General features: G+C 61.5%; 7 protein-coding genes. 2 read left to right on the top strand and 5 right to left on the bottom strand.

From position 1 onward, the window contains the following. Positions 1–6 precede the first annotated feature (6 nt). The 4 genes from CHY22_RS08450 to CHY22_RS08435 form a co-directional block, all read right to left on the bottom strand. Complete coding sequence (locus CHY22_RS08450) at positions 7–720, bottom strand: ABC transporter ATP-binding protein (protein WP_089573473.1); 714 nt, start codon at positions 718–720, stop codon at positions 7–9. A gap of 240 nt (positions 721–960) precedes the next feature. Further along, positions 961–2,166 carry an ABC transporter permease gene (locus CHY22_RS08445; protein WP_089573472.1) on the bottom strand — a complete coding sequence of 402 codons (1,206 nt, stop codon included), beginning with the start codon at positions 2,164–2,166 and terminating at the stop codon, positions 961–963. Then, positions 2,153–3,340: an ABC transporter permease gene (locus CHY22_RS08440; protein WP_089573471.1), complete on the bottom strand. Its 1,188-nt coding sequence runs from the start codon at positions 3,338–3,340 to the stop codon at positions 2,153–2,155. Before CHY22_RS08440 ends, CHY22_RS08445 begins: the two co-directional genes overlap by 14 nt. Positions 3,341–3,349: 9 nt before the next feature. Beyond that, positions 3,350–4,288 (bottom strand): ABC transporter ATP-binding protein, encoded by a 939-nt coding sequence (locus CHY22_RS08435; RefSeq protein WP_089573470.1) that lies wholly within the window; start codon positions 4,286–4,288, stop codon positions 3,350–3,352. Positions 4,289–4,498: 210 nt separating this feature from the next. On the opposite strand from CHY22_RS08435, the gene CHY22_RS08430 reads away from it, so the two are divergent. Both CHY22_RS08430 and CHY22_RS08425 read left to right on the top strand, forming a co-directional pair. Then, positions 4,499–5,644 carry a histidine kinase gene (locus CHY22_RS08430; RefSeq protein ID WP_089573469.1) on the top strand — a complete coding sequence of 382 codons (1,146 nt, stop codon included), beginning with the start codon at positions 4,499–4,501 and terminating at the stop codon, positions 5,642–5,644. Continuing rightward, positions 5,641–6,270, top strand: coding sequence for a response regulator transcription factor (locus tag CHY22_RS08425; RefSeq protein WP_089573468.1), 630 nt, complete (start codon positions 5,641–5,643; stop codon positions 6,268–6,270). The genes CHY22_RS08430 and CHY22_RS08425 overlap by 4 nt, the downstream gene beginning before the upstream one ends. A 606-nt stretch (positions 6,271–6,876) precedes the next feature. Here the strand turns inward: CHY22_RS08425 and CHY22_RS08420 are convergent. Then, positions 6,877–13,431: an FctA domain-containing protein gene (locus CHY22_RS08420; RefSeq protein WP_089573467.1), complete on the bottom strand. Its 6,555-nt coding sequence runs from the start codon at positions 13,429–13,431 to the stop codon at positions 6,877–6,879. Positions 13,432–13,663: the final 232 nt, after the last annotated feature.

Genomic DNA, 13,663 nt, shown 5'->3' with positions numbered 1-13,663 from the left:
CGCCGCCTACCAATCGAGCTCGGCGGCCGCGACGGGCGACTCGCTGAGCTCGTCCTCGACGATGCGCCCGTCGCGCAGGCGCAGCACGCGATTGGCCATGCGCGCGATGGCGGCGTTGTGGGTGACGATGATGATGGTGCAGCCGTAGGTGCGGTTGACGTCCTCCATGAGCTGCAGGATTTCCTTGGATGTCTTGTAGTCGAGCGCGCCCGTGGGCTCGTCGCACAGCAGCAGGCCCGGATTTTTGACGAGCGCACGGCCGATGGCGCAGCGCTGCTGCTGGCCGCCCGAGACCTGGCGCGGAAACTTGTTGCGGTGCTCGTAGAGGCCCAGCGAACGCAGCAGATCGTCGACGTCGAGCGGTTTTTTGGACAGGTGCGCCGTGACCTCGATGTTTTCCTTGATGGTAAGGTCGGGCACCAGGTTGTAGAACTGGAAGACAAAGCCCAGCTCGCGGCGTCGGTACTCGCCCAGATCGGCGGGCTTGAGCGCCGTGAGATCGCAGCCGTCCACCATGATGGAGCCGCCGTCGGCATCCTCCAGGCCGCCGATCAGGTTGAGAAAGGTCGACTTGCCCGAGCCCGAGGGCCCCAGCATGACGCAGATCTCGCCGCGGTTGATGGACGTGTCGATGCCATCGAGTACCGTCAGGCGCGCATCACCGTCGCCATAGTGTTTCTTGAGCCCTTTGACCTGGACATACGCTTGCTTTGTCGCCATGCTATCCCCCGTTGTTAGCCTTCTGCCACTTTTCTAGGCTAATAGTAAACCCAGGTGAACTATTTTTAAGCGACGTGCGCGAACTATTTTCCAACCTACTCATTGGGGACAGACTTAAATGAGTGAAATCGATCATTTAAGTCTGTCCCCAATGAGTGGTCCCCAAGTGCCGACATATTGGGACAATCCCTGCCAGCCCTGCCGGCGAATCGGCAAAGACTGTCCCCAATGACTAGGTGGCTAGGCGTGGGATTTGTTGTGGGCGAGGGCTAGGCCTACGGCGGCGATGGCAGCGGCGAAGAGCACCGTGACGCCCAGGTCGCAGGCGATGTCGCCCAGCACGGCAGACGTCAGGTCCGAAGCGAGCGCCTTGCCGATCGCGTCGTTCACCCAATACGTCGGCACAAAGTGCGCCACCGTCTGCACGGCCGAGCCCATGAGCGACAGCGGCATCCAGGCGCCGCCCAAAAACGTCATGAGCATGCCGAGCAGGTTGCCCACACCGTTGAGCAGCTCCTCGCGCGCGCCCAGGCTCGACAGCGTAAAGCCAACGGCCAGCGGCGTGCACGCCAGGGCAAACGTTGCCGCCAGCGCCAGGCACACGCGACCCACGCCGACCTCGGCAACCGCGCTGGCAAAGCCCACGACGCCCATCATGCTCGACACGAGCCAGATGCAGACGGTGAGCACGGCGGCGGCCGCGAACACAGCGAGCGAACGCTGGCGCTCAGAGACCGGGCTGGCATCCATGCGGCGCACGCGCTCGGGCTCGTTCATGCCCGAGAACACCAGTCCCACCGACACGATGACCGACGAGATGATCGCGTACGCGCCAAAGTTGAAGTACGACTCGAGCGTGGTAGCAGCAGTCGAGTCGACCTTGACCTGCTCGATCTGGACCTCCGCGCGCTTTGCGGCCGCGTGCTCGGCGGCCCTTGCGACGTCGCCGTTGGAGGCAGCGGGCTCTAGTGCGGCCGCAGCGCCCGCGAGCGAGATCCACCGCGAGGCCTCGGCAGACGAAAGCGCCGCCGCCATGGTGCCGGCACCGTAGGTCACATCGAGCTTGGGCAGGGACTCCCCCGCGCGGGCGGCTGCAACAAGATCGTCCTCAAACCCCTCCGGGATAAAGAACACGCAGCCGGCGCTGCCTTTGGCGCTGTTGCTCTTGGAGAGCGCGTCAGCAAGGTCGTATGTGTCGTCGCCGACGCCCGTGACCAGGTCAAAGCGTGAGCCCAGGTGCTTGGTAAGCGCCCGCGAAAGGTCGCTATCGTCGCGGTCGACCACGATCACGTTGGTGTCGTAGGGCTTGTACTCGGTAAGCTGCGACGAGTTCCAGCTCACCGAAGCCGCGATGAATACGCCCATGAGCGAGATGAACACCGTATAGATGAGCAGGTAGAACGGGTGCGCCAGCGCCATGCGAAGCGCGGTCTTAAAGGTGCTCATAGCGGCTCCTTCCAAAGATCAGCGTAGCGGCGGCGACAAACACCAGGGCCATCAGGACGAGCGCGCCGGCGCGAACAGCGAAGGGCCCCAGGTCCTCAAAGAAATACAGGCGATTGAACATGTCGCAGATGAGCTTGACGGGGTTGAGCCAGCACTCGACCGGACAAGCGCGGGCGACGTCGTCGGCAAGCGCCATCGCCGGCTCGCCGTAGAGGCCGGCGAACAGGGCGCACGTGGTGGCAAAGCCCGTGAGGATGCCCGACTTGGATGCCTTGCCGCCCTTAACGGGAAGCGTGCCCACAAAAAGCCCCAGGCCCGTGGCGGCAAGCGCGGATGCAGCCCCGCCCAGCAGGCACAACCCCTCGCGCCCGCCAAAGTCGACGCCCACGACCAGGCGCACGTAGCCGATCGCAACCGCCATCGATGCAAAGGAAACCAGCCACGAGCCGACAAAAATGCCGGCCAGCGACGCCGTCTTGGAAAGACCGCCCACGCAGCGGCGCGCGCCGAGGCCGGACAGATTGGGCTGCAAATCGACGACGCTCAAGGCGGCAAACTCGGCAGACATCATCGCGACCAGGCCAAAAAGCGCGTAATAGTAGATGACCGTGCCATCGGGCGTGGCACGAGTCAGGCTCACGCGGCGGGTTCCGCCCTCGAGCGACAGGGCGCGCGCAACCGCCGCCGGATCGGCGAGCGCCGCCGGGTTGTCCTGGGCAATCTGGGACATGAGCTCGGCATTTTGCGTATACGAGCTTGCCGCCGTTTCAAGGATGCTGCGGTCGGTGAGCACCGACGAGGCGCGCGAGCTGTCGTAACTCGACAGCAGCGTGAGCCTGGGCGTGCCCGCGGCATCAACCGTATAGATGCCCGCGACCTCGCCGGCCTTGAGTGCTTTGCGCGCGACAGCCAAGTCTTCGTACTCGCTCACATCGAGCAGCTGATCGTCGCCTGCCTTGGCAAGCGAAGCTGCCACGTCCTTAAAGGTCGAGGCATCCCAGGCCTCGTCCGTCACGACGGCAACCGGCACCGGGTCGACCTTTCCGTCAGAGCTCAGGTTCGCGAACATAAACATGAACATCGTTGAAAGTGCAATGGGAAAGATCGCGCCCCAGACCCATGTACTCGGTCGACGCAATAGCGTCTTGAGCGTGGTGGTGATGGTGTTGAACATGGCCACCCCCTAGTCGCGCAGCTCGCGGCCGGTGATCTCGAGGAATACGTCATTGAGGGTGGGAGGTTCGGAATAGATACGACCGAGCGCCACGCCGTGCGAGCGAAGCACATCGAGGATATCCGTGAGGTTATGTGGGCTCGCCTCGCACGAAAACGTGAGCTGCCCCGCGGTTGCCGCAAGGTCCAGGACGTGCGGCAGGCTCGCAACGGCACCGAGCGCCGCACTCGAAACCTCACCGACCTCAATTACGATCTTCTCGCCCATCTGAATCATGCGCTTGAGCTCGTCGTTGGTGCCCTGCGCTAGCACGCGGCCGCCGTCCATGATCATGATGCGGCTGCAAATCTGCTCGACTTCCTCCATGTAATGGCTGGTATACACCACCGTGGCGCCCTCGTCGCGCAGGCGGCAGATGCCCTCCAGGATGGCGTTGCGGCTCTGTGGGTCGACCGCCACCGTGGGCTCGTCAAAAAAGATGAGCTCGGGCTTGTGCGCGATGCCGCAGGCAATGTTGAGACGGCGCGCCAGGCCACCCGAGAGCTTGCCGGGGCGGAACTTGGTAAAGTCGCCCAGGCCGACAAAGTCGATCGCCTCGTCCACCAGCGCGCGGCGGCGCTTGCGGTCGTTGACGTAAAGACTGCAGAAATAGTCGATGTTCTCGCGCACCGTGAGCTCGTCAAACACTGCCACCTGCTGCGGCACCACGCCCAAGCGGCGCTTGAGGTCGTAGCGGGCGGGCGTCATGGGCTCGCCGAACAGCTCGATGGTGCCTTTGTCGTAGGCAAGCAGCTGCAGAATACAGTTGATGGACGTGGTTTTGCCCGAGCCGTTGGGGCCCAGCAGGCCAAAGATCTCGCCGGGGGCGATGTTCAGGTTAAAGTGGTCGAGCGCGATAAGGTCGTCGTAGCGCTTGACGAGGTTTTCGACGTGGACAATGTCTGTCATGAGGCGGCCCTTCTGTTGATTACGGCCCGGTACGATTGCATCATCGCAGGACCCGCCGGCGCGCGCCAGTGAGCTTTGTCACGAGTGCGAGGGGGCGGAGGCAAAACCCCCGCTCGCGCGAGCGATCGACGCCGCTTTGCCGCGCGGGAGGAATGTCACGGTTGCGCAGGCGGCCCCTCCACCACGCGCAGCTTCGCGTACAATACCCATATGAACAGGCTTTTCGACAAATCGATCGTGCTAGCGTGCTGCATCGCAGCCGCCATGGGCCTTGCTGTCGACGCTCGCCTGGTCGCGGCGTTTTGCCTTGGCGTTATTACCACCTCGCTGGCCGAGCTCGCGCAGGGAGAGCGCGCCCGTCGCGCCAGCGAGGCCGCGAGTTACGCTTACATCATCGCGGCTGTCTTCGTGCCGCCGTTTGTGCCGTTTGCGCCTCTCGCCCTCTATGACATCGCGCGGCGGGTGCGCCGTGAGCACGCCTGGGTCGCGCTGGGCATTGGCATCGCCTTTGTCTTTGCGCTCGTCGCGGACCTTCGCACCGACGCGCTCACCGCCCGAACGCTCCTGCTGACCGCCATCCTTTCGGTTGCCGCCACCTTGCTATCGCTACGTACCGCCCAGCTGGAGCGCGAGCAGCAGCGTATGCGCCGCATCCGCGACGAACTGCAGGAACGAGCCCTCGCGCTCGAAGCGCGCAACCGCGACCTTGCCGATCGACAGGACTACGAGGTCGAACTCGCGACGCTCGACGAGCGTGCCCGCATCGCGCGCGAGATTCACGATAACGTCGGGCACCAGCTCACGCGCGCCTCACTGCAGGCCGAAGCCCTGCGCGTGGTCCACGCCGACGAGCCCGGCGTCGCCGCCGATTTCGCCGACGTCAAGCACACGGTTGACGAGGCGCTCCAGCTTGTGCGCACCAGCGTCCACGCGCTCAACGACAACGCCGTCGACCTTTCCGTGCAGCTCGAACGCATTGTTGAAGGCGCGCGCTCGGACGGCGGTCCGCAGATTGAGCTTGAAGTTATGGCTGAACATGCGCCCGCAAACGTCGCCAACTGCTTTGCGGCGGTCCTGCGCGAGGCGCTCTCCAACACCATGCGCCATGCTTGCGCCCAGACCGTCGCCGTACGGTGCATGGAGCATCCGTCGTTTTACCAGCTCATCGTCACCGATGATGGCACGGGCGGGGTCCAAGCAAGCGGCCGCGGCGCCGCGGAGGGCATGGGGCTCGGCTCCATGCGCGAGCGCGTCGAGGCGCTTGGCGGCACTTTCGCCGCCGGCCCGCGCGCCGGCGCCGGCGGCTGGCGTGTGTTTGCCACCGTTCCCAAACAGCAAGGAGATGAGGCCCGATGAGGCTCATTGTTGTCGACGACGACCGCTTGGTGGTCGATTCGCTCAAGATTATCCTGGGCGCCCAGCCGCAGATCGAGGTAGTGGGCACCGGCGCCAATGGCGACGACGCGGTCGCGCTCTGCGCCGAGCACGCGCCCGACATCGCGCTGCTCGACATCCAGATGCCGGGACGCGACGGCCTTTCGGCCGCGCGCGAGATCCTTGAGCGCGACCCTGCGGCGCGCGTGGTATTTCTGACGACGTTCTCGGATGACGAGTACATTGTGTCGGCGCTCAAGCTGGGCGCCCGCGGCTACCTGATTAAAACCGATGTCGCCGTCATCCCGCCAGCGTTGGCGCAGGTCATGGACGGTAAACGCGTGCTCGAGGGCAAGGCGATCGAGGACATCGATTTTGATGGGGCGGACGACGAGGCCGGCGCGACCCGCCGGCCCGCGGCCTTTGCCGGCCTGACCGACCGCGAGTTCGAAGTCGCCGAGCTCATCGCCCGCGGCCTCGACAACAAGGAGATCGCTGCCACCGCCTATATGGGCGAAGGCACCGTGCGCAACCACATCAGCTCGATCCTAGCCAAAATGGGCCTGCGCAACCGCACGCAGATCGCCATCGCCTACCTGCGAGGGTAGTTGCCCGAGGATCAACCGCTCCGACATAGCAAAATGGCTGCCACCGATTTAATGCCATTTCAAAACTATGCCGGTTTCCGGGGCTGAGTCACGAGTCCCCAACCATGCCGATATTCGTGAAAATAAAACCGCAGGTAGACGAGCCGTCATTTTGCAGAAAACGCGGGTATGGATGGGAGTCCTGAGTTTAGCCCCGAAAACGGCATGGTTCTGTTTGAACGGTCCTGCACGAACGCACCCACCAGCCGCGTGGGGCCAAAAACGATCCGTTTTCCTCCGTCCCCGGGGGATCATCTGGCGGTGCCAACCACGAAATCGGCCCATCTACTACGTTTGGCTCGATACCCCTGACCATGCCTTCGTTTTGAACAAAATCGCAGGCGTTCTACCTGCGGTTTTGTGTTCGCGTTTTTTGGCATGCTTGGGGGTAAGGGACTAAACGTAGTAGATGGGCCGGTTTCGTGCCAAGCCCTTCTCGCCTACGCACAAAAGCGCCGCCACGGAGGAGGGAGATACCTCCGTGGCGGCTGGGGGTGGGGTGGGGGCTACATTTTGGCTTTCCGCCAGCGGCCCGGGGCCTTTTGGCCCCGGGCGCTGTCATCGTGCCTAGCGCTTACGGATACCCCAGACCAAGGCTCCGACGCCGGTCATGGCGATGACAAATGCCATGAGCAGTGCAGCGGCCTGCTGGTCGCCCGTGGTGGGCAGGTAGCGCGTAACCGTCTTGACGATATTCGTCACGGTCTTGGGCGTGCCAGGATCGGGCGCCGGCTTAGGCGTCTCGGGCTTCTTGTACATGTTGTTGAACACGATGCCCTCGACACTCTTGTCGCCCTTGGTAAAGGCGACGCTCGCCTTGAGGTTGCCCTCGCCGTCATCGACCACGTTGACCGTCGCGGTAAAGACGGACTTGTCGTAGGTCATACCGGCCTCGTCGCCCTTGACCTCGCTGATGGTGTAGACGTACGCACCAGGCGCGTCGTACTCAAACTTGTCGAAGTTGATCTTGCCGTCGGCATCGTTGGTGACGGTGGACTCGATGTCCTCGCCAACGAGCTTAAAGCTAAACTCGTCCTTCTTGAGCTCGCGTCCCTCGAGCACCTTGATGGCGCCGATGGAAACCTGCGTGGGCATGGCGTGATACTTGTTGGTAAAGCCAGCCGACTCGGTGGTTCCCTCGAGCTTGTGCGTCGCGGTCAGCGTGCCGTCGCCATTGTCGGAGACGGTGGTCACGACGGTGTAGGTCGTACCGTCATAGGTGACGCCCTTGTACAGGCCGAGCGCGTTGGGGCAAGCCTCGCGCAGCGTGTACGTGTGCGTGCCGGGCGCCTCGTAGCGGATCGGGCTCAGCGTAACGTTGCCGCTGGCGTCGTTGGTGCCACTAGCGACAGTCACGCCGTCCTCGAGCAGGTCAAACGTGAACTCGCCAGCTGCAAGGTCGCGTCCGGTCAGACGCTTGACCGTCTTGACCTGATCGGTCACGGACGAATCGGTGGGCGTCACGCTGTAGGTGTTGGTGAATGTGAAGGCCGCACCGTCGTCGCCGTTGCGCACGACACTCAGGTGTCCGGCACGGTCGTCAGTCACTGTGTAGGAAACCTTGCGCGCGGTGTTGGCGTCGTTAGTCACGCCAGGGGCGCTACCGGACTCGGTCACCGTGTAGGTAAAGGTGTGCGAGCGCGGAGCGATGGGAGCCGCGGGCTCGGACTCGTCGCTGGGCTCGTCGGCGTTGGCATCAGCGTCGGCGTCGGCCTCTTCAGCCTCTGCCTCGTCGGCCTCGGCCTCGTCAGCTTCGTCTGCCTCGGCCTTATCGGTCGCATCGTCCGTCACGCCCAGGGCGCGGTTGAGGTCCTCGAGCGTAAAGTGGATCTTGCCAAAGTCCACGTTGCCGGCCGCGTCGTTGGTTGCGATCGTGCGCTCGGGCATCGGAGCGCCGGCCTCGTCGGCAGTCACGGTGAAGGTGAACTTGCCCGTGATATCGGCCGGGGTCAGGCCCTCGGCAGCCTGGAGCTTCTTGGTGCCGGCGAGTGCGGCATCTGCGGCCTCGGCGCCGTAGACGTTCTCGAACAAGGGCTGAATTCCGTCGTAGGCGGGCGTCGCCGTCAGGGTCCCGTCACCGTTGTCGACGACGATGACCTTAAAGCTAAAGCTCGGCGTTGCGGCCGTGATGCCCTTTGCTGCGAGCGGAGACGTGTACTCGAAGGCCGTGTAGTTGATGGTCCACGCAAGCTTGGCATCCGTGTCGGTGCGGATGGCGCGTTTGGCGCTTACCAGGTCGGCGAGCATCTCGGTCGTGTAATGCAGAGCACCAAAACTCACTTGGCCGTTAACGTTGGTAACGCACGTACCCTCGATGGCTTCCGTCTCGCCCGCATAGGCGATGCCAAAGTAGAACTCGCCGTCGACCATCGGGCGACCGGTCAGGGTCTTGGTGGCGACAATCTGCGCAGGCTTATCGGTCAATGCGCTATAGCTGTTTTTGAACGGGACCACAGCGCTCTCAACCTTGTTCTCGCCGCTCTTGTAGATCGTCTCATGCGTGCCCTCAGGGCCGCCGGAAACGGTCGTCGTAGCGGTAAGCGTGCCGGCACCATCGTCGGCGATAGCGATCGTCACGGTGCGCGCGGCATCGTCGTAGGTGTAGCCGGGCTTGCCGTCGTTCTTCTCGGCCACGGTGTATTTGAAGGTCTTGCCGGCGTCAGCCTGCTTAAACTTGACCTCATGGCCCGCCAGAATGTCAATCAGACCGACCGTTGCCTCTGCCGTCGCAGGGGATTTGAAAGTGTTGGCCCCAGGCAGCAGGCCAAGTGCGCCAGCCGAAGCCTCGTCGGCGGGCGTCACGGTAAAGCTAAACTGGCCCTCAGTCATGGGACGGCCGGAGAGGGTCTTGCTGAGCTTAAGGCCGCCGGCCGCGGCGTAATCGAGCTCAGTGCGGTACGTGTTGGTGAAGCGGCCGCTTTCCTTCTTGGTGACGTTGGCGGTCAGGACGCCCTTGCCGTTATCAGTCACGGTCACTTCGGCGGTCGCGACATGTCCGTCATACGTCATGCCTGCCGCATTGCCCGCGTTCTCGCGAATCTCGTACTTGTAGGTTCCGGCAGCCGTGTAGCGTATCTCGCCGAAGTTGATGGCGGCGATGCCGTCCTTCGCGTCCTTCTTGCTCACGGTCACGGTTGCGGGGTCGGGCAGCGGGGCGTCCGTACCCTCGGCTGCGCTGATGGTAAAGCTGAACTTATCGGCGTCCGTCCAGTCGCGGCCGTCAATGGCCTTGCTCAGGCCAAAGTCGAGCTCAGTGTCGAGCGGGGTCACGCTGTAGGTGTTCTTGAAGATTGCAGCCTCGGCGTTCTTCAGAACATGCTGGGCGCTGAGCGTGCCGTCGCCGTTATCGGTGATGGTCGTCTCGATGGTGAACTTGGCGTCACTGTAGGTAATGCCCTTGCTAGTGGTTCCACCGTTGACCTCGCGCAGCGTGTAGGTGTGCGTTCCGGCCTTTTCGTACTTCACGGGGCTCATCGTAATCGTGCCGTCGGCGGCGTTCTTGCCGGTGGCGACGACCTTGTCGCCCTCGACGAGCTGGAAGGAGAACTCGCCGTCCTTGAGGTCGCGCCCGGTCAGGACCTTGGTCGCGGTGATCTGGTCGGTGACGCTAAATTCGCCGGGGTTCGGCTTGTAGGAATTCTCGAACTCAGCAGTCTTGGCATCCTTCAGCTCGTGCTTCGCCACGAGCTTGCCCTTGCCGTTATCGGTGATCGTAGTCACGACGGTATAGGTCTTATCGTCGTAGGCGATGCCGTTGCCTTCGGCGCCCTTGGCCTCACGCAGGATATAGGTATGCTCGCCGGCCTTGTCGTAGGTGATTTTGTCCATGACGATCTTGCCGTCGGCATCGTTCTTGCCGGTGGCGACGACCTTGCCGTCCTCGACGAGCTCGAAGGAGAACTCGCCGGCGGTCATGTCACGCCCGGTCAGGAACTTGGTCGCGGTGATCTGATCGGTGACACTGGAGTTCACGGGAGTAACGCTGTAAGCATTCTCGAAGATAGCCTTCTCGACGTCCTGCAGCTCATGCTTAACCGTGAGCTTGCCATTGCCATCATCGGTGACGGTGGTCACGATGGTGTAGGCCGCGGTGCTGTAGGTGATACCGTTGTCGGCGTCGACCTTGGTCTCGCGCAGCATGTAGGTGTGCTCGCCAGCCGCAGTGTAGGTGATCTTGTCCATCGTGATCTTGCCGTCGGCCGCATTGGTGCCCCTGGCGACGACCTTGTTACCCTCGACGAGCTCGAAGGAGAACTCGCCTTCCTTGAGGTCGCGGCCTGTCAGGGTCTTGGTCGCGGTGATCTGGTCGGTGACGCTGGACTTATTCGGGGCAGTGTTGTACTTGTTCTCAAAGCGTGCCGGCTTGGTGCCCTCGAGCGCATGGGTCACCTTAAGCGTGCCGTCGCCGTTGTCGATGACGCTCGTCTTGATGGTGTAGTTCGTCTTATCGTACGTAATCCCGTTGCTCAGCCCCGCCTCGTTGGGGAGCTTCTCGCGCAGCGTGTAGGTGTGATTGCCAGGCTTATCGTAAGTGATTTTGTCCATGGCAATCGTGCCGTCGGCAGCGTTAGTGCCCTTGGCGACGACCTTGTTACCCTCGACGAGCTCGAAGGAGAACTCGCCCTCCTTGAGGTCGCGCCCGGTCAGGACCTTGGTCGCGGTGATCTGGTCCTCGACAGGCTTCACGCTATAGGTGTTCTTGAACTCGGTCTCGCCCGAGATCTTTTCAACGTCGGCCTTAAGCTCGCCCTTGGCGTTAACCGTCACAGTCACCTTGAACGTGGCAACGTTCTTGCTGTAGGTAATGCCACCGGCGTCGCCCTTGACCTCGCGGACCTCATAGGTGTACTCGCCCGGCTCGGCATAAGTAATCTTGCCAAAGTTAATGGCTGCCTTGCCCTTGTCGAGATCGGCATTGGTCACAGTTACGGTCGCGGGGTCGGGCATCGGGGCATTGTTGTCGGACGTCGCGGAGAGCTCAAACTCAAACGCATCCGTATCCGCCCACTTGCGGCCCTCGAGCACCTTGGTCAGACCAAAGTCAGTCTTGGTATCAACCGCTGTCGGCTTGGTTGCAAGGCTAAAGATAATCTTGCCGTTGTTGCCCAGGTGCGAATGCACGTGCGTGGAAGTCGCAACGGAGGAAAGGTCATTCCACCTGGGGTTAAGCACGTCGCGCGCGGTCTCGGTCTTGTTGCCGTTCGCCTCCACATCGTCCTTGGTGGTATGCAGCTGGTCGATATAGGCCAAGCGCGCGGTTCCCTTATTAAAGGACCAATAGCCGTCATCTTTGACCAGAGCGCCGTCGTAGCTGGCGATCTCGTGCCCCTCAAACTCCACAACGGCATAGTCGTCCTTCGGCTTGCCGTTTGCGCCCATCGCCACAAACTCGTCCTTGTAGTAATAGACGTCGTTGCCCTGCGGCTTTACCGTCGCGCGCTGGGTGCATTCCTTGTCCGTGTAGATAGGCGTGATTTTTTGGAAGTAATAGTAGCTGTTGGTATCGGCGGGCTCAAACTCGGCGACAACATCGCCCAGCTCGCCGCCCGAGTACTTGTTGGCCAGGAAGTAGACCGTCTGGTTGTCGGCACCCTTATGTTTCTCGATATACTTCTTGAGTCCGTCATCGGGCGTAAACAGGTTGTTACGCGCGGCGTCCTTGACGCTCGAGGTGTATTTAATCTGAATAGGCTTGATGTCATTGAGCGACGTGCGCTCAAAGATCCCGTTTTCCATGTCCACGTGATAGCGGATCAGCGGAATCAGTGATGCGGGAATCTTGACCGTCACGATATCGCCCTGCTGCGCATTGGCAGAGCGCTCGACGGTGATGACCAGGTCCTTGGCCACGCCCGAAAACTCGTACGTGTCCGTATTGCCCTTGGTTGTCTTGGTCACTTCATCAAAGGGGACGCCATTAATCTGAGCGCTGACAAACGTATCGACCTGCATAAAGTCGCCCAGCTCATCACTAAAGGTGATGTAGCCGGACTTGCTCTCGTCGTAACCATCCTCGATCTGAGTGGGAGAGCCCTTGCCCGAGGTGATAGAGCTCGAGATATCATCAAACACCTTCTTGAGCTCATCGGCGTTCGACGCAGCCTTGTAGAAATCGGAATTCTCCGTGCGCTTACCAAGCTCATTGGTTGTGTAGGACGTGGCGTTTGGATAGTTGCTCGACACGGCGTGCATGAACTTGTTTTCGTTGCTCGTCCAGTAGTTCGTAGGATCGGCAACGGGATTCGCACCATTAAAGATGCCGATCGTATAAATGTCGGCACCTTTATTCTTGAGACTCTTGGCGCTTTTGACGGCGCTATCGGCAACACTTGCTTGGAATCCACTAGAACTCGTAGGTGAACCATCAGCGAAGAAGACAACGATCTTCTTGGCGTCGGCGCGACCAGACGAAAATACCCCATCAGCCAGCTGTAAGCCATAGTCGGCGCGCGTGGCGCCATTAGGACTGATGGAGTTGACCGTACTCTTAAGGCTCGTCGCGTCATCGCCCGTGCAGGGCGTCAGCTTCTTCATGGTCTGCGAGTAGTTGTACCTATACCCCGACTCCCAATACGTGTCGTTGCCGACCCAATCAGCCCTACTTCCCGCAAACTTTACGATGGCAACCTGATGCTGCTTGGAAGCATCGATCTTTGCATTCTGCTCGGCAATGGCGTCGATAAAGGAACTGGCAGCGTTCTTAAGTGCGGTGATGCGTTTGGTCTGATCGTTGCCGCCCATGCTCTCATCCATCGACCCGGAGGCATCAAGCACCATCACGATATCGAGCGGTTTAGTGACCAGCGACGTTGTGTCAGAAGTCGAAGACATCGTGGAGAGCGTTGTCACAAAGTCGGACTTTTCGTCCTCTGCGGGCTCGACCGTCTTGTCCGTCCAGATTCGGCCTACATAACGTGTCGTCTGGTCCTGCTCGCCGCCCGACGCCCAGTATTGCCAGCGGCCGGTAGTGTCGGGGTCGACTATCTTTTTGCTCGCCGTCGGTCCGTCCATTCCGGTGCTGGACCTGGCGTTGGCCTCGGGCAGCATGGCAAATGCTGCAGCCGGCAACACCAGCACTACGGCCAGTATCACCGCCAAGAGACCCCTCGTGTACTTACTCATCGCGTCTCCCTTCTCGCGGTCTCAGACCTTGCATCAGCCTAAAGTTACGGAATGAGACACAATTAGGGCAGGTGACACATGTTCCAGATTCTGTTTTGGGCGTGAGACAAATGTCTCACCAAAGTTGAGACACGGCGTTTTCGCAGGAAAATAGGTGCGACTCAAGATGGACGGGGCAAAAGGGCCCGTTTTCCTCCGTCCTTGGGGGATCAAGGGCCGTCACCGATATGGC

The organism is Collinsella sp. TF06-26, from assembly GCF_002232035.1.
Taxonomy (GTDB): domain Bacteria; phylum Actinomycetota; class Coriobacteriia; order Coriobacteriales; family Coriobacteriaceae; genus Collinsella.
Note: the sequence above shows the minus strand (reverse complement) of the source record. Positions and strands in the feature narration are given on the sequence as shown.

Coding starts and splice junctions, on each gene's coding strand:
- CHY22_RS08435 (WP_089573470.1), bottom strand. CDS start 4,288: ATGACAGACATTGTCCACGTCGAAAACCTCGTCAAGCGCTACGACGAC.
- CHY22_RS08440 (WP_089573471.1), bottom strand. CDS start 3,340: ATGTTCAACACCATCACCACCACGCTCAAGACGCTATTGCGTCGACCG.
- CHY22_RS08450 (WP_089573473.1), bottom strand. CDS start 720: ATGGCGACAAAGCAAGCGTATGTCCAGGTCAAAGGGCTCAAGAAACAC.
- CHY22_RS08420 (WP_089573467.1), bottom strand. CDS start 13,431: ATGAGTAAGTACACGAGGGGTCTCTTGGCGGTGATACTGGCCGTAGTG.
- CHY22_RS08430 (WP_089573469.1), top strand. CDS start 4,499: ATGAACAGGCTTTTCGACAAATCGATCGTGCTAGCGTGCTGCATCGCA.
- CHY22_RS08425 (WP_089573468.1), top strand. CDS start 5,641: ATGAGGCTCATTGTTGTCGACGACGACCGCTTGGTGGTCGATTCGCTC.
- CHY22_RS08445 (WP_089573472.1), bottom strand. CDS start 2,166: ATGAGCACCTTTAAGACCGCGCTTCGCATGGCGCTGGCGCACCCGTTC.